Below are 16,967 nucleotides of genomic sequence, written 5' to 3'. Positions count from 1 at the left end.
ACCGATGACCATGGCCGCTTCCACGCCAAAAGTTCGTGCAAATGTACTTGCATCTGCAAGTGACGAAGACATAGAATCTCCGAAATCATAGAGGTGTGCGGGAGCTCGCACCCACACACCATCACATCAGCATCTCCGTCGCATGCTAGACGCAAGGGCAGTCGAGTGATCCAGCCATTCCGCACTCTCCACCGGGTTACCGTCATGGACAATGTCGAGACCGCAGCCCGGCATCGGTATCCGGCCTCCGGTTCCTGCTTGTCCGATTGCGGGGTGGAACCACACGGGCTCACTTATCGTCAGGCTCGCGATATCCTCTACACCCATGAGGTACACGGCCCGCAATGCAGGCAGTGGCTGGCAGCCGCCGCGTACCTCTCGGCTGGACTCGACGACGAGTAGTCCAGAGAAAATCATCTAGCGCGCGAGAGCATGCCGAAGCACTCCAGCGGGCGCGGATATGCCATGTCCGTGGCCTGACATGCTTGACTAGCAATAATTCTCGCTGATCGCTCGCCACACTATCCGCTCTTTCGTATAGTGAGCCGATCGGCTCGGGCGGCATTACTCGCGCCTGGTGTGGCATTGGAGCGAATTCGTCATGACTTACTCCGCCGTGGAACTGTCTACCGGCTCAAAGGAATCGGTACTGGAAATCGGCGGACAGCCTGTGTCGGTGTCCTTGCAGGACACCGATCACGTGGCCACGCGGATGGCCGGGTGCTTCGAGCATTGCGCATCCTCTGCCTCGACGGTGCCCCGCACGCAATTGCGCCGGGATATTACCGACCTCACCCACGCTTTCCTGAAACTCACGGCCGAGATACTGGACCAGCGTACTGTGCTGGGCGATGAAAAGCTCGAGGTGGTACGTGCTCTCACGAGCCGGTGGGCACGCGAGGGTGTCGCACTGAGCGTCATCCTGCGCACCTGCCACGAGGGGCTACGTGTCGTTTTCGGCCTGGTCACCACGCCCGCCGAGGACGGCGATATCGCTGTAGTGCTGATCACCGCCGATCTCTTCCTGGAACTGCTGAAGCTGATCACCACGACGGTAACGGATGCCTACATCGAGCAGCAGCAGCTGGTCGTCCCAGAACACCAGACGGCGACGCAGACGCTCGCCTCGGCACTACTGAGCGGTCGCGGCAGTTCGGCGCTGGCCCGACAGACGGGCATTCCAATCGCGGAATCCTATCAGGTTGTCGCACTCTCGATTCCAGCACATCCGAACGAAAGCGATCCGCACATCGACAGCAACGGCATCGCCCGCCGCACACTGCACAAGCTGCAATCCGAGCTGACCACCATGTTCACCGCACGGGCACTCGCCTTGCTCAGCACCAGAGGGGGCACAGTACTCATCCCGCTGGACAGTGACGCCGAGACCGATTTCGGTACAGCGACGCTCGACCTGCTTACCGACGCCGCAGGGGTACCACTCACCGCAACGGTGGTCCCCAGCGGCACCGACCGAATACCGGAGGCAGCCGATCAGGCTCATGAACTGCTCAACCTGGCCCGGGCCTGCGCCCGGCCGCCCGGCCTCTACCGGATGTCGGATCTAGCCGTCGAATACCAGCTCACTCAAGGGGGTACAGCGACCCGACGGATCGCCACCATCCTGGATCCGTTGGACGCCCATCCTGAACTATTCGACACTGTGCGCGCCTTTCTCCGCAACGACATGAACCGACAGCTCACCGCGCGCCAGCTCTACGTTCATCCGAACACCGTCGACTACCGGCTCCGCCGCGTCGCCCAGCTGACCTCGATCGACCTGGCCACCTCGGCAGGCATCTCTTACGCCACGGTCGCGCTGCTCGCGCGTGACCTCGATGGCAACATCGCTCAGCGCCTCTGAGGTAAAGGTACTGTGATCCGAGCACCGCCCGTAACGGATTCGTGCTGGTCACCGAGTCGCGAACTTGCGATCCTGGTAATTGCCGCGACGTCTGGATGGTGGATTATGCAAATTTCCGAGATTCTGCGCAGAAAGGGCAACGCCGTAGTCACGGTCGCACCCGACACAACGGTACGCACGCTGATCACCGCGCTGATCGAGCGAAACATCGGCGCGGTGATCGTCTCGCGGGACGGCGACAACATCGCGGGCATCGTCTCCGAACGCGACGTGGTGCGCTGTCTACATACCCGAGGCGCCGACCTGCTCGATACGCCGGTCGCAGCGATCATGACCTCCGATGTGCGCACCTGCGCCCTCGACGACCAAGTCGACAGCCTGCGCCGCACCATGACCGAACACCGCGTCCGGCACCTGCCCGTGGTGCACGAAGGCAGACTGGTCGGCATTGTCAGTATCGGTGACGTAGTGAAAAGCGCGATCTCCGAACTCGCGACCGAACACGAGCACCTGGTCGAGTATCTGCAAGGTAGGTACTAGAACGCGCCGAGGCCGCCAGATCGGCCGAGAGCCAGTAGCTCGGTTGCCGAAGGCCTCGATCGCCCTCAGAGAACCGTCGACCGATCCGGCGGGCAGATATTGTGCGGCCGACTCTCGGTGCATCTCATCGGATATCTGAGCGATCCGGGTGACCTGGCCCGTCACGCTCTCCGGTCGACATCCACACCGAGCACGAAAACCGTTGTCCACAAATACTTTGCCCGTGCCAAAGTTTCGAAGTTCATACCAAGAATGCGTATCGTGGGTAGCGTCCGAGCAGTTGAGGAAGGGAGCGTCGCGGTGCGATACCCGGCCTCGGGATCACCGAAAACCCGCACAGAGCAGCCCTGGCTATCGGTACCCGGACAAGCCACCGCGCGTGCGTTGTTCCCGGCGCTCACCGATACCTCGGAAGTCTACCTGGACAGCGCCGCGACCACACAGAAACCATTGCCGGTCATCGAGACGATCCACCGCTATCACAGTGCGAGCACCGCCAATGTGGGTCGCGGCACTTATCCATGGGCCACCGAACTCACCGCGCGGATCACCCGTGTCCGGGAGCAGACCGCCGCTTTCATCGGTGCCGAACATCTGGATGAGGTGGTCTTCACCAGCGGAGCCACTGCCGCGGTGAACGCCGTCGCGCTGACCTGGGGGCTAGTCGCACTCGCCGACGGCGAGGAAATCCTCTACAACGCCGACGATCATGCCTCGAATGTGTATCCATGGCTTCATCTACGCGGGCTGCTCGCCGGTTTCGGTCGTCACATCGAGCTGATCCCCTATCGAGTAAACGACGTGGGCGAAGCAGACACCGACGACATTCTGGCCAAGATCACGCCACGCACCCGGCTGATCACGACCAGTCACCTGCACCACGTTTTCGGCGGGCTCAGCACCCTGGCGGGATTGCGCGGGCGGATCGACCCCGCCATCCTGCTGTGCTTCGATTGCTCACAGAGTGGTGGTCATCTTCCGGTCGATATGACCACGCTCGGCGCGGATTTCGCGATCTTTTCCGCACACAAGATGTTCGGCGCACCTGGCACCGGAATCCTCTACTGCCACAGGCGTGTGCACGACTATCTCATGCCATTCCTGCCCGGCGGCAACTCCGAGGTGCGGCTGGACGAGACCGGGCTGACCGCTGGGAAAATGCCCGGCCTGCTGGAGGGCGGCACCCCCAATATCCCCGGTATTCTCGCACTCGGCAGTGCACTGGAAGTATTGGAGTCGTTCGGCATCGGCGCTATCGCAATGCACAATCGCGCCCTCACCGCACGCCTGATCAGCGGCCTACGGCCGGTTCCGGGTCTCGTGTTCCTACCCGGACCAGCCCATGCGGTGAACGCGACCGGCTACGGCATCGTCTCTTTCACACTGGAAGGGATCTCGGCAACCGATCTGGGATTCGTACTGAGCCGACTGGGCTTCCTGGTACGCACGGGTGCGCAGTGTCTTCCGACCGTGAGCGACGATATGGGCTCAGTGCGGGTCAGCACGCATATCTACAACTCCCTCGACGAGATAGATCACTTCGTCACATGCGTGCGGTCCATCGCCGAGGAGATCATGTGAGTATCGATACCCCGAGCTATGACCGTCGAATGGCCTCCAGGGCGCTGAGCGAGCTGGCCTATCCCAAGCTGTTCACCGTGCCGATATCGCCTCGACCACCACACCGCTTCGAGTTCGTGCGCACCGCATTGCGCCGCGAGCGAGGCAGTCATCTCACTTATTCGCAGCGATTATACTTGGAGCGCTTCATGCGACCGTGCCGCGCCGATGAGGTGACCAGCGCTACACATAGGATCGTCTGGAACGACAGCGATGGCACCCCGAATACCGGGTACTTCCATGCCGACGGTCTCGGCCCCTCGGTGCCGATCGCGATGCGTGAGACCGTCCTCGCATTGTGGCGGGAGCTGGACACGGACCTGGGTTTCGCCGAGCGCGTCTCGCAACTCAGTCCACGGCAACACGCGGTGCTGACCGGGACGACGACTGATCGCGATCCGCGCGATATCTTCCGAGTCGGTATCGAAGCCGCCGGACGTACGCTGGCCCAGCATGCACTGCTGGCCGGACAGACCCCCTATCGTGGTGCCGTCGAATTCGCAACGGGGATACGTGCTTCCGGCCTGTTCACCGCAGTGGCCACCAGATGGTACTGGGAGTTGCAGGCGGCTACTTATCGGCGCGGAATGATTCCGGCGACACTTGTCCCTCAGCCCGACGGCACGGTCCGCTATTCGACGCAGACAGTGCGGACACTGCGCGCGATGAAGGACGCGACCATTGCCGAAGCGCATGCCGTGATGCGCCGGGCCACCACCACTGAGCGTCTCACGGTGGAGGAGGCCGTTACCAAGTACCACGAGGAGCTCGATCTGATCTCCCGACAGTACGCGTTGCTGCCCACGGACGTCCGCCCTGCCTGCCTGGCAGCCACCCCGCATCGGTTCGACAGCGGGTACTACAGCATTCTCCCGGACGTGATCGATCGGTTCGTCACGACCTTCACCGAGATCGTCGACCGCTGTGTGCTCGCTGAAGTCGATGCGGAACGCAGTGAGACGGCCACCGGCTGTACCGCTACCGACCAGGTGTTCTATGTACCGGACATGACCTGCAAGCATTGTGTTCACACGATCGGTGGAGTACTGGAATCGATGGGTGTCCACGTAGTCGACATCGACCTGGACAGCAAGCGGGTGGTCGCCGAGTTCCGCAGTCCGCGCAACCGGGCCCGAGCATTCGAGGCGATCAGGGACGGCGGCTACAACCCGGTCGCGCAGCAGCCGGACCCTACGATCCGGACAACATCCCTCTCGACACCGGAAGCCACGCTGTGACGGGGGCGGCTCCGGCACTGCCTGCGAAGCTGCATCCGCTGGTGAACGACTTCCTCGATACCCCAGGCCTCGTCGCGGAAGCCTTGGCGGAGTTCGGCTCTCCGGCACATCTGATATTCCCGCAGGTCTACTCGGATAATCTCGCCGAACTGCGCGAAGTGCTGGACAGAAGGCTGTCTCGATATCGGATCTGCTATGCGCACAAGGTGAACCGGTCTCGTGCCTTGGTCCGCACCGCAGAGCATTCGGGCATCGCGATCGACGTTGCCTCACCGCACGAACTCGCCAGCGCCCTCAGCGTCGGTTTCGATCCGGCGCGTATCGAAGTCACTGGACCGAAAGGAGAAGCGTTTCTACGCGAGCTGATCGACCGCAAGGTGACCATCAACGTCGACAACCTGTGGGAACTGGGCAGGATCGCCGAACTCGCCGGAAAGCACGCACAGGTTCCGGTACTGCTGCGGATCGGTGGATTCGACATCGGACAGGTAACCCGGTTCGGCATGCCGATCGCGCACTTGGAACAGGCGTTCGACCTGCTGTCTGCACATCGAAATCGGCTGGACTTCCTCGGTTTCGCCTTTCACCTCGATTCCGGCGAGCTCGGCGAGCGAGTCCGTGCGATCGACGCGTGTCTCCATGCGATCGAACAGGGGCATGATCGTGGACTGTCACCGTCGGTGCTCGATATCGGTGGCGGATTTCGTCAGGTGTTCACCGCCGACGCCGAGCAGTTCGATGCCTACGTACTCGCGCTGCGCGAGTCATTGCTCGGCCGCGGTGCACCGATGAGTTGGGGCAACAATACTTTCGGCTATCACGTCGTCGGTGGCCGCGTGCATGGCACACCGGTTTTCCACAAATATGCCAACACCGTCCCCGCGGCCGATATGCTCGACGATCTGCTGACCGCACCGCTCGAACGCCAAGGTGGGCGCACCGTGGCACAAGTGACGCGGGACAACATACTGGATGTGTGGCTGGAGCCGGGAAAAGCGCTGGTCGACCACGCGGGCATCACAGTGGCTACAGTCGAGTTCGTCAAGGAGGTCGCCGACGGCAGTGTGTTGGTGCATGTCGATCTCAGTCGCGACGCGGTGACGCCGGCCGACCAGGAAGTCATGGTCGATCCGATCCTGCTCTCCCGTATATCGGACAGGCCCGCTCAGGCCGGTGGCTCGGGGACACCCACCACCGGAATCGAACTCGGTTCCGATCCGGTCGGTGTGTACTTCGCCGGCCGATTGTGCTTGGAACGAGATCTGATCACCAATCACAAGGTGTGGCTGCCTTTCCGGCCCCGGCCCGGCGATCCGATCGTATTCCCGAACACAGCCGCCTATCACACGGACCTGTCCGCGACGATGGCCTCGATGCATCCGCTGCCTGCGAAAATCGCCGTCACTCATAGCCCCGAAGGCTTCCGGTTCATCCGCGACACCGACTACGAACCGGATATCCGCGCCGAGCCTGCGCTGTCGCACCATAGAACGCCGCACACTGCCCATCGTGCCACTGCGCCGATCCATTCCGGCGAGGTCCGCTGATGCGCTACGACCACATCACCGAACTCATCGGCAATACCCCTTTGCTCCGGCTCGATCCCACAGTGCACGGGTTGCGAAACGTCCAGCTATACGCGAAATTGGAGTCGCACAACCCATTCGGTTCGGTCAAGGATCGGGCGGCATGGGGCATGATCCGCAATGAGGTGGATGAGATCCGTGCCGCTGGACAGACCCTTATCGAAGCGTCCAGTGGGAATACGGCCAAGGCGCTGCGCGTCCTCGGCGCGGTGTACGGCATAGGCCTGCGCGCGGTGACCAATCGGATCAAAGTGGCCGAGATCCGTGAACTCTTGCAGCTGTTCGGGACCGAAATCGTGGAACTGCCCGGCTTGTCCGAATGCCCGGACCCGACTACGCCGAACGATGTCTACTCGGCGATCGAGTCGACCATGGCACAGCATCCCGGTACGTATCACCATCTGTCGCAATACACTAACGACAAGAATGTCGAAGCTCATTATCACGGTACCGGTCGCGAGATCCACGAAGACCTCGCGGCCGATGGTACTTTTCGGGTCGACTACGTGATCGGCGGACTCGGCACCACCGGATCCACTCGTGGCGTCGCCACCTACTTGCGTAGGCATAATCCCGCATTGCGCACCATCGCAGTGGTATCCGACCGGTCGGACTTCATTCCCGGTATCCGATCGGAAAGCGAAATGTGGGATGTCGGACTGTTCAGACCCGATTTCTACGACCGGATCGTCCCTATGGCGGCAGGTGACGCCGTGGACGCGACAGTGCGCCTGGCAACCGGTTACGGCATTCTCGCCGGCCCGACGAGCGGCGCGAGTTATGCCGCCGCACTGCGAATACTCGGTGCGCTCGACCCCTCGGAGGTAGATCCGCAAGACCCCATCATCGCGGTGATCATCATCTGTGATCGCCTCGAGCCGTACCTGTCCTATGTCAAAAAGCGTCGACCGGACCTGTTCGGCCGCGCCGGACGCGACTCCGAGCCGAGCTCGGCCGAGTTGGCCACGACACCGTCTCTCTCTCCGGAGCAGCTCGCCGGACTGGACCGGACCGACCGACCGACCATCGTGGATACCCGAGGCGCGATGGCGTACCGTATCGGCCATGTACCCGGCGCGCTGAACATTCGGGACGATCAGCTCGAGGATATGTTCGGGTACGGCATCCCCTTTCCGCGATCAAGACCGGTGGTCTTCGTCTGCCCCGTAGGCGAGCTGTCGCTGCGGTTCGCCGCGCGTGCCCGGCAAGCCGGATACGATGCCGCCAGCCTGGCCGGCGGTATCGTCGCCTGGCGCGACGCGGGGTTTCCCATGGAACGCGGCTGACCTCCGACATACCGTTCCGAGCACCGCATCCTGCTACCGAGACTCGGTATATGGTCTCGGCATATAGTCATGGGCGAAGACCGATGAGCGGGCCAACGTATCCGTTGGCGATCGACTCCACAATGGTAGTGAATATTTCGACGAAGGCCATCGCCGCGCCACGCTCGAACCGAGCGGTCGGATAGATGAGCGCCCCTTCGATGCCCATGGGTGCGCTTGCCTCGTCATAGTGCTCCAGCAAACCGAATTCGAGATCGTGCTTGGCACGGATCACACCGGTGTCGATCTCGGTGATGGTCAGCCCGATGTCCGCGTTGGCGGCGGGAAGCAAGCCCGTCGCACCGCGCTGGAGGATGAGCGTTGCCTGGAACAATGGGCAGGTCACGTCTTCCGGCAAGCACCGTTTCAGCCGTCGACCTGGCGTATCGGGGTGGGCGAAAGCGTCCAATGCTACCTGACGCACTTGCTCGAGCAACTCAATCACATCGCTTGCGCGGTCGAGACGTACGCGCATCAGCACGTCGTTGGCGAAGTTACCGACCAGATCATCCAGCAGATGATGGTCTCGGCCCGCCACTGTGGTGGCCACAGTGACATCGGCGCTGCCGGAGAACGTGCCGACCGCCACCGCGAACGCAGCCTGCAGCACCATGAACAGGCTGGCCTGTGTCTCGCACGCGCGGTCGAGCAGCGCGCGGTGTACGCCGGAATCGAACGCGACCGGTACCATCTCCCCCACCACGCTGCACTCACGGGCCGGAAACGCGCACGTGTAGGGGAATTCGAGCACCGCAGTCCGACCGGCCAGAGTATTGGCCCAGTAGCGCAGCTGTTGCGTGGCTCGGCTCCATTCATCCGAATAGTCACCGAGCTGGGCATGCTTCCACAAGGTGTAGTCGATATAGTCGACCGGTAGTGGAGACCAGGCTGGCTCGGCCTCTACCTTCCTGGCGGAGTAGGCCATGATGAGATCACGCAACAACGGGGCGATCGAACGACCATCGAGCGAGATGTGGTGCACGACCAGCACCAGCACGATGTCCTGTGGCCCGAGCGCGAACAACCCGGCTCGCAGCGGAAGGTCAGCGGCCAGATCGAATTCACTCGCCGCGAGTTCCGCGATACGATGCGGCAATTCGGCTTCGTCGAGGGTAACGAGCACAGGCCGCACCCTGGCCTCACTCACCGGTACGACCACTTGGGCCGGCCCCGAAGCGGTTGCCGGATAACGGGTACGCAGCGGCTCGTGTCTGGCGACCACGTCACCGATCGCCGCGACGAGCGCCTCGGGTTGCAGCTCAGGACCGGACAACCGCACCGCTCGAGCGACATTCCAATCACTCGATCTCCCGCTTCGCGCGGCATACCACATCCGCTCCTGCGCAGGCGCGAGCGGCACATGCGCAGGATGTCGTCTACGGGTCAGCGGTAGAATTCGACGAGGCAGCGGGATTATGATAAAGTTGCCCGTTCGGCACCTACCGCGCGCATCTTTGCGCCAGGGCCCGTCAGCTACCGCTCTCGCCGAGAGCACGGCAGCGGAGTCGTTCATACGCACCTGCCTCCACCTGGAATCACCGACGAATTCGGGGAAGCTAACAAGTGCGAGTTAATCGACAGTTACGAGCATATGACCGTGCGGGGTCCGTTTCGCAAGACTCGAAGCGCAGCACCGTGGGCCGAGTAGGACTACCGTCAGGCACTATCGTTGGGCCGTGCGCACAGATCGAGAATCAGATGATGGGAGCCCGCGGCTCTGGGGCGGAACAACGCTCACCGAACGCAGGGAGACTCGCCGGGCGGCACTGCTGGAAGCCGCCCTCGATCTGATCGGCGAGGCGGGCGCGAGCGGAGTCACCATGCGCGCGGTGTGCCGCCATGCCAACCTCACCGACCGCTACTTCTATGAAAGTTTCGCCAGCCGCGACGAACTGCTCGACGTACTCTACCGCCAAGTCGCCGACGAATTCCTGGCGCCGATGACAGCTTTCACCGCCGCGGACGACCCATCCCGTGACCGCGCGCTATCGGAGATCCTGGTGGACAAAGTGCTCGCCGACCCGCGCAAATCACGACTTTTTCTGGTCGAACCGTATTCCAGCACCGGCCTGGGCCAGACCACCTTCACAGTGATGCCGGTATTCACCCGGATCATGCGGGACCATTTGTTCGGTCATATCGACGACCCGGTCAAACGCAGGCTTGCTGCAGTGACCATGGCCAGCGGTAACGCAGGCATGTTCTCGGCATGGCTGAACGGCTCGCTGCGCGCGACCAGGGAACAAGTCATCGAGCACTGCGTCGCGACGCTCACCGCATATCGCACAATGTACCGCTCGTGAGCGCACACCTGTCGGTCTCCGATACAGCCTGCCGAAGCGGGCGGATCATTTCCGAGACCTCGGTCCGGAGCTGTCCAGCTGATTCCCGAACCGACCACGCCAATAGGCCAGGGCTTCCTTGGTTCGGGCGGTAGCGGTGTGCTTGGGACCGAGAGCACGCAATTCCGCGGCAAGCAGTACCTCGAGATCGGCGACCGCGCGAGGCAGATCGCCGGCGCGGGCACGGCAGGTGGCGAGGTCGTTGCGGGTGCCAAGGGTGTCAGGGTGATCGGGACCGAGCACCCGCAACCGATCGGCGAGGAGTTCCTCGAGATCACCGATCGCGCCGAGGAGATCACCGCTGTCCGCGCGATAGGCAGCCAGCTGTCCGCGAGTCAGCAGGGTGTCGGGGTGATCTGGACCGAGGGCACGCAGTCGATCATCGAACAGTCGGGTGAACTCCGCCCGAGCCCCTTCTAGATCACCGCTGCGGGCGCGAAATGCCGCGAGGTTGTTGCGCGCACCGAGCGTCTCGGGATGGGCGGGCCCGAAAACCCGCAACGAGTCGGCTACCAGTTGTTCGAATTCGGTCCGCGCGCCGACGAGATCGCCGCTGTGGTCACGCCAGTACGCCAAGCTGTTGCGGGTGCTCAGAGTATCCGGATGATCCGGACTCTGAACCCTGGCACGGTCATCACGCAGGCTCTCGAATCGCGTGATGGCACCGGCGAAATCGCCGATGTCGCCACGGTGGGAGGCCAGGTTGTTCCTGGTGCGCAGAGTTTCGAGATCATCGGGACCGAGCAGGCGCACCTGATCGACAAGTAGCTGCTCGAATTCCGCACCCGCGCCCGCGTAGTCACCGCAGCGGGCACGGTAACTCGCCAGCCGGTACCGGGTATGCAGCGTATTCGAATCATCGGGGCCGAAGACCCGCAGCCGGTCGACGAGCAACTGTTCGACATCGGCGATGGCGCCGAGCAGATCGCCACTTTCGGCGCGGTGGTGGGCACACCGGCCCCGTGTGATGAAGGTGTCGGGATGCTCCGGGCCGAGCGTCTCGATGAAGTCGGGTAGCCATGCGGCCCACAAGTCATGATCATCAGCCGATCTCCCGGTTTCCAGCTTCGACAGAAAGCCGATCGCCAAGGCGGAGTCACCGTAGGCCAGGCAGTGGCGCACGGCAGCCCCACGCGCGTATTCCGCGACGCCGGCACCGGAACCGCATTGGATCGCCGCGATGAGGGCACGGTGGGCATCCACGAGCGATATACCGAGCCGACCATCCTCCCCGCACAGCGCGGACAGCAGCGCACTGTGAGTCACACCGATCGACTCGTTCATGGTGCCGGGATGGCTACGCGTGATCAACGCGCCGAGGTTCACAGCAATATCGCGAATCCGGGCAGTGCTGAGATCTACACCCAAGGACAGCAGGGCCGCGTCCAGCAGCTCCAGCGGCAGGACCGGACCGACGCCCGCCGCCGACAAAACCCCGAGCAAAGCGCCGGTCGCTTCAGCGGTCTCGGCGTCCACCGCACGCAACGCCGTCTCCACCCGCAGCGCGACAACCCGATCGAGTCCAATTCCCGCGGCGACAGCTTTATCAGTCAGCCCTGCGGCGATCTCCAGCAGGATGCGCGCCAGCAACCAACCGCCCGACACCACCCGGGAACCGCTCTTGTCTGTCGGAGTCTCGGCAAGTAGCTGCTGGATCCAACCGGTCCAGTCGACTGGGCCGATCGGCGTCGTTCCTCGCGCCGACTGCACCACCATGGCGATATCGTCGGCGGCGGGCTCTTCGACTGCGATCCTATGCATGTGCACTAGCGCCGGGTCGACATCGACGCCGTAACCAGGCCGGAAACCGACAATCACCCGCACATGCCGGAGATCCTCGCACCGGGTCAGATCAGCGATCACGGACACCAGCAGGCGCCTCGCCCCCGCCGGGGACTGGTTGAGCCCGTCGAACACCAGGGTGACCCGACGGCCGGCGGCGGACATGCGCGCCAGAGGGTGCCGGACCAAAGCGTCGAAGATGTCTACCTCATCCCTGTCCCAATGCGCGCGAGCGGCACGCGCCGCCTCGGTGAAACCGGGCAAACGTACGTCGAGCTGCGCGGACAACTCCTCGGCAACCGACTCCACCGAACTGTTCACCGTCAGAAACACCGCAGCGGTGATGTATTCGGGGGTGAGGGCGAGCCCATCGACCAGACTCGGCCGGATCAACATGGCCAACAATGTCGACTTTCCCGTACCCGCCGGACCCACCAAAGCGCGCAGACGGTGATTTCCCGAGTCGACGATCGCGTCGAGCCGTTCCCGCACCACAGGGGTCACCAACAGACTCCGGGTCAGCTGATCGAGCAGCCCGGCAGCGGAACGCCCACTCACCGCGTCTCGGTGCCGTGCGATATTCGGCACCAGCCACAGCCCCGGATCGGCACCCTGCGCCGTCGATACCGCTCCGGAATTGAAGGAAAGGTGTTGCGGCTGCTGGTATACGCAGTGCATCGCAACCGGGTCCACCAGGTCCGAGGGCAGCAGGTTCTCCCCCCGCGTCGGCAGGCCGGTATCGAAGGTAGCAAGCATGGTCTTGGTGAAGCATCCCGAATACGCGGGTCCGTCGCCAGAAGCGACCAACAGCTCCATGCGCCCACTCGATCGCGCGAGCAGATCGGTCCACCGGCGCGCGGCGCCCTGAACCCCCTGCCCTGCTTCGCAGGCGTCGATGAGCACTACCAGCCCATCCAGCGCGGTACGGCCGAGACGCTCTCTGATCTCCTGGGTCAGGTGAAACGCGGTATGCGAGTTCGGCACCTCCGGTGAATCATGACCGAGCAAGAAGAAGTCCTCCGCACTGGTCGCCACACCGTGCCCGACGAAACCGAGCAGCAGGGTGGCTTGCTGTTCTGACGCTGCGGCGAACGCTACATCGACAGTGGCGAATAGTTGCGCGATAGTAGGATTCAACACAGGACCGTCGATACCGCTCACCGGCTGCCAACCACCCCTCCCGGTCAGACTCGTGTACAACTGTTCGGCGAGTTCTTCGACGAACCCCAATCTCCCCAGCGCCGTGCACTCCGAACCCACTACCAGGGCGAGCCGTCCTCCCATGCAAGAAACATACCCGTGCAGCGGAGTACGGCCCGCATGGGTATCGTGCCTGTCCTGGACTCCCGAAGGTCGAAAAGGGCTGCGGGAAACAAGGGTAGCGAATGCGAACCTCACCGTGCCCAATAGCGCCGAAGGCATCGGCGAATCGGTGAGCGGGACGACCTGGCAAGGACTAGCTGTTTTCAACTCGTTATAAAAGGCGCTATCCTCCGATAGCAATCGGGGCGCGTACTAGAGTAGCTACGTAGTTACAGCAATGAGGAGCGGGTGTTGGTGTCCATCGGGAAATTGGTGTCGTTCGACAGCTCTAGAGGATTCGGATTCATTCGACCGGAGGACGGCGGACCGGACGTGTTCGTCCACGTCAATGACATCGGTCTGGACGAGGACGAGTTGCGCCAGGGTCGAGTATTCGAATTCGAGGTCACCGAAGGTGACCGTGGGCCCAAGGCGGTCAATCTCAATGTGGTCGGCGGACAGTCCGCTCCACTTCCTCGACACAAGGGAAAGGACAAGCCGGAGGAGGGACATCTCACCGTCGCCGAGCATAAACGGCTGATCACGGAGTTGCTCCTGGACGCGAGCCCCGCTCTCACCGCGGGCGAGATTCTCACCATCCGCGACCGGCTCACCGCATTCGCCGATCAGCACGGTTGGCTGGAAAACTGAGCCGCGAAGTCCGCATCCTGTCGAAGCTCCCGACTACTATCAGGTTACGACCGCGCACCGACGCTTCTGTTCGGTACTCGGCGTAGACAGGATGCGGACCGGCCCCAGGGAAGGACCGCGTGGATCCACCGGCAATGCTGCCCGTCCGATCGATGTCGGCCAGATCCACCCTCTACCGCCGTATGAGCCGGGCCTGAACCACGAGCCGAAATAGGGCGGTAGAGGATGCCGGGTGAGCCACCACGCGTACCGCCGAGTCGCGCACATCGGATAATGGTTCGTCCGACGTCGGCTCACTGGCCACGGTCCACCTTCGGCAGCGATTCGGTGACCAGGGTCAGCAGCATGTCGCACAGCAGCTCATGGACCTGCGCACGAGTGAGAGTGCCGCGAGTGATCCATTCGCGGCCCGCGACCTTGACCAGCCCGCCGTAAGCACGGACCATCGCGCACAGTTCAGCACTGTGTGCCGAATCGGCAAGCCCCATCATCAGCAATAACCGCTCGGCCGCAGCGTCGTCGGCGGCATCGAGGATCTGCTGCACCTCCGGATCGTCACCGACGCCCTCGTGACTGGTCACCTTCACCCAGGTAATGCCATGCTCGGCGATGGTATCGAGCAACCAGTCCACACTGACATCGACACGTTCCCGCTCGGTGCCCGTCGGCACGATTATGTCGTCCAATTCTGGTAGCGTCACCATTCGCCGCACCACCGCGAGATAGAGATCGCGCTTGTTGCCGAAATAGTGGTTGATCAGACCGCGAGCCACCCCGGCCCGCCGCGCCAGCTCCGCAGTGGAGACAGCGGCATACGGCCGCTCACCGAACATGTCGATCGCACAGCCCAGGATCTGGGCCCGCCGCTCGTCGGGTTCGAGGCGACGACGGCGCGGTGGCACCGAGTAGACGCCACCGTCCGCGATCGCACCCCTGGTATCAGAGAGACCGGGCAATGAGATCCTTCATCACCTCGTTGGTACCGGCGAGGATGCGGAGGACGCGGGCGCCGGTGTAGAGCTGGGAAATCGGATACTCCGTCATATAGCCGTAGCCGCCGAACAGTTGCAGGCAGCGGTCGACCACAATACCCAGCTGATCGGTCAACCAGTACTTCGACATGGCAGCGGTGGGAATGTCGAGTTCGCCACGCAGGTGCTTGCTGATGCAATCGTCGAGAAAGACACGGGAGACCTTGGCGATGGTCGCGCACTCGGCGAGCTCGAATTTGGTGTTCTGCATAGCGAACAGTGGTTTGCCGAACGCCTCACGTCCCTTGGTGTAGTCGATGGTGAGCTGTACCGCGTTCTCCATCATGACGACCGCGAGGATCGCGGTGACCAGACGTTCCTGCGCGAGCATCTGCATCATCTGATAGAAGCCCTGCCCCTCGACTCCCCCGAGCAGATCGGCCGCGGGCACACGCAGGCCGTCGAAGAACAGCTCGGCAGTGTCCTGGGCCTTGCCGCCGATCTTGTTCAGGATGCGTCCACGCGTGAATCCTGGGGTGTCGTCGCCGACTTCAGCGAACAGCAGTGACACCCCCGACGCCCCCTTGGACGAGTCGGTCTTGGCTGCGATGAGGATGCCGTCGCAGAGTCGGCCGTTGGTGATGAAGATCTTCGACCCGGTGATCACATACTCGTCCCCTTCCCGCACTGCGCGTGTCTCCAGGCTCTGCAGGTCGGAGCCGGTACCCGGTTCAGTCATGCCGATCGCCAGCAACAGCTCACCGCCTGCGGCTCTTGGCAGCACCCGCTGCTTGAGTTCTTCGGAACCGAAGTGAACGAGGTAGGGTGCGACGATCGCGTTGTGCACGGGGATGCCCATAGCTCCGTCACCCGCGCGCGCCTGCTCCTCCAAGATCGCGGCCTCGTGCGCGAACGTGCCACCTCCGCCACCGTATTCGACCGGAACCGAAGGGCACAGCAGCCCGAGTTCACCCGCGCGATGGTAGAGCGCACGGTCTGGGTGCCCCTGCCCGACAAATTTCTCCTCATAGGGGACGACTTCTTTTTCGAAGTAGGCCTTCGTCAGGTCGCGTAATGCCTCGACTTCGTCGTCACTCCATGCCGCACGTGCCATCGCTCGATCCTTTGCTCTTCGCACGCCGACTTCATCGGCATTCGACTCCAGATTCCCGAACTATTGGCAACAAGTCAACAACTCTGGATCCGAGAAACCGCGGGGTGAGTCAGCGACCGCCGTAGCACACCGATATCATCGCCTACGATGTGCGCGGGCGTGGTGATTCGATCGTCGCCGGAGACCTGTCCGAGTATCTTCTCGACCAGCTGGCCGAGGACTTCTTCGCGGTGATCGTGGCCACCAGTCCGTGCGGGCCAGTGCACACCTGCGGACATGGCTGGGGCGCGGTGCAATTGTGGGAGGCGGTATGCGATGAACGCGCCAATACCCGCATCGCCTCGTTCACTGCCATCTCCGGATCGAACCTGGACCACCTGGAGCTGTGGCTACGCATGCTCGTACCGCGCTCTCCTCACGAGCTTGTCCACCCTTGACTGGTTGTAGCGCGAAGTACGCTGGGCACTCGCACCAGGCATGATCGCCTGCAGGCTCTACCCACCGCGAATACGTGGCGTAGAGATCGGTTCAGAATGAGGTTGCGGAAACAGATGATCGAACAGGCCAGACTCAGTAATGCTCGGTGGACATCCACCAGCCGACCGCGTCCCAAACCTCTCGGGTGCGTACAC

Annotated in this window: 14 protein-coding genes; 10 read left to right on the top strand and 4 right to left on the bottom strand. The window is 62.8% G+C overall.

Features of this window, described 5'->3' with window-relative positions:
• Positions 1 to 165: 165 nt before the first annotated feature.
• The 7 genes from ACX4ZE_RS20450 to ACX4ZE_RS20420 all read left to right on the top strand — a co-directional run bounded on the left by ACX4ZE_RS20450 (position 166) and on the right by ACX4ZE_RS20420 (position 8,134).
• On the top strand, positions 166 to 402 hold the full coding sequence (locus ACX4ZE_RS20450; RefSeq protein ID WP_480275085.1) for a hypothetical protein: 237 nt from the start codon (positions 166 to 168) through the stop codon (positions 400 to 402).
• 199 nt (positions 403 to 601) lie between these two features.
• Entirely contained in the window at positions 602 to 1,864 is a 1,263-nt protein-coding gene (locus tag ACX4ZE_RS20445; RefSeq protein WP_480275084.1) for a PucR family transcriptional regulator, read from the top strand.
• Positions 1,865 to 1,969: 105 nt separating this feature from the next.
• On the top strand, positions 1,970 to 2,404 hold the full coding sequence (locus ACX4ZE_RS20440) for a CBS domain-containing protein (protein ID WP_480275083.1): 435 nt from the start codon (positions 1,970 to 1,972) through the stop codon (positions 2,402 to 2,404).
• A 300-nt stretch (positions 2,405 to 2,704) separates the two neighbouring features.
• The gene (locus ACX4ZE_RS20435) at positions 2,705 to 3,985 is read left to right on the top strand and encodes an aminotransferase class V-fold PLP-dependent enzyme (protein WP_480275082.1); all 1,281 of its coding nucleotides are present in this window, start codon (positions 2,705 to 2,707) and stop codon (positions 3,983 to 3,985) included.
• Positions 3,982 to 5,262 carry a heavy-metal-associated domain-containing protein gene (locus ACX4ZE_RS20430; RefSeq protein WP_480275081.1) on the top strand — a complete coding sequence of 427 codons (1,281 nt, stop codon included), beginning with the start codon at positions 3,982 to 3,984 and terminating at the stop codon, positions 5,260 to 5,262. Before ACX4ZE_RS20435 ends, ACX4ZE_RS20430 begins: the two co-directional genes overlap by 4 nt.
• Positions 5,259 to 6,809, top strand: coding sequence for a type III PLP-dependent enzyme domain-containing protein (locus ACX4ZE_RS20425; RefSeq protein WP_480275080.1), 1,551 nt, complete (start codon positions 5,259 to 5,261; stop codon positions 6,807 to 6,809). The genes ACX4ZE_RS20430 and ACX4ZE_RS20425 overlap by 4 nt, the downstream gene beginning before the upstream one ends.
• On the top strand, positions 6,809 to 8,134 hold the full coding sequence (locus ACX4ZE_RS20420; protein WP_480275079.1) for a pyridoxal-phosphate dependent enzyme: 1,326 nt from the start codon (positions 6,809 to 6,811) through the stop codon (positions 8,132 to 8,134). Before ACX4ZE_RS20425 ends, ACX4ZE_RS20420 begins: the two co-directional genes overlap by 1 nt.
• A gap of 67 nt (positions 8,135 to 8,201) precedes the next feature.
• Here ACX4ZE_RS20420 and ACX4ZE_RS20415 read toward each other — a convergent pair whose 3' ends face one another.
• Entirely contained in the window at positions 8,202 to 9,533 is a 1,332-nt protein-coding gene (locus tag ACX4ZE_RS20415) for a condensation domain-containing protein (RefSeq protein WP_480275078.1), read from the bottom strand.
• A gap of 316 nt (positions 9,534 to 9,849) precedes the next feature.
• Here ACX4ZE_RS20415 and ACX4ZE_RS20410 point away from each other — a divergent pair, with 316 nt between their 5' ends.
• Positions 9,850 to 10,476 carry a TetR/AcrR family transcriptional regulator gene (locus ACX4ZE_RS20410; protein WP_480275077.1) on the top strand — a complete coding sequence of 209 codons (627 nt, stop codon included), beginning with the start codon at positions 9,850 to 9,852 and terminating at the stop codon, positions 10,474 to 10,476.
• Between the two features lie 45 nt (positions 10,477 to 10,521).
• Here the strand turns inward: ACX4ZE_RS20410 and ACX4ZE_RS20405 are convergent, their stop codons facing one another.
• Positions 10,522 to 13,581, bottom strand: coding sequence for a tetratricopeptide repeat protein (locus tag ACX4ZE_RS20405; RefSeq protein WP_480275076.1), 3,060 nt, complete (start codon positions 13,579 to 13,581; stop codon positions 10,522 to 10,524).
• A gap of 267 nt (positions 13,582 to 13,848) precedes the next feature.
• Here ACX4ZE_RS20405 and ACX4ZE_RS20400 point away from each other — a divergent pair, with 267 nt between their 5' ends.
• Positions 13,849 to 14,250, top strand: a complete 402-nt coding sequence (locus ACX4ZE_RS20400; protein WP_480275075.1) for a cold-shock protein — start codon at positions 13,849 to 13,851, stop codon at positions 14,248 to 14,250.
• A 293-nt stretch (positions 14,251 to 14,543) separates the two neighbouring features.
• On the opposite strand, the gene ACX4ZE_RS20395 is transcribed toward ACX4ZE_RS20400, so the two are convergent.
• Together ACX4ZE_RS20395 and ACX4ZE_RS20390 are read right to left on the bottom strand one after the other, a co-directional pair.
• Positions 14,544 to 15,206, bottom strand: coding sequence for a TetR/AcrR family transcriptional regulator (locus ACX4ZE_RS20395; RefSeq protein WP_480275074.1), 663 nt, complete (start codon positions 15,204 to 15,206; stop codon positions 14,544 to 14,546).
• Positions 15,190 to 16,335 (bottom strand): acyl-CoA dehydrogenase family protein, encoded by a 1,146-nt coding sequence (locus ACX4ZE_RS20390; RefSeq protein WP_480275073.1) that lies wholly within the window; start codon positions 16,333 to 16,335, stop codon positions 15,190 to 15,192. The genes ACX4ZE_RS20395 and ACX4ZE_RS20390 overlap by 17 nt, the downstream gene beginning before the upstream one ends.
• Positions 16,336 to 16,484: 149 nt before the next feature.
• On the opposite strand from ACX4ZE_RS20390, the gene ACX4ZE_RS20385 reads away from it, so the two are divergent.
• Positions 16,485 to 16,772, top strand: coding sequence for a hypothetical protein (locus ACX4ZE_RS20385; protein WP_480275072.1), 288 nt, complete (start codon positions 16,485 to 16,487; stop codon positions 16,770 to 16,772).
• The last annotated feature ends 195 nt before the right edge of the window (positions 16,773 to 16,967 follow it).

This window comes from Nocardia sp. TBRC8007, from assembly GCF_056629435.1.
The sequence above is the reverse complement of the archived record's forward strand: the minus strand, read 5'-3'. Positions and strand labels throughout refer to the sequence as shown.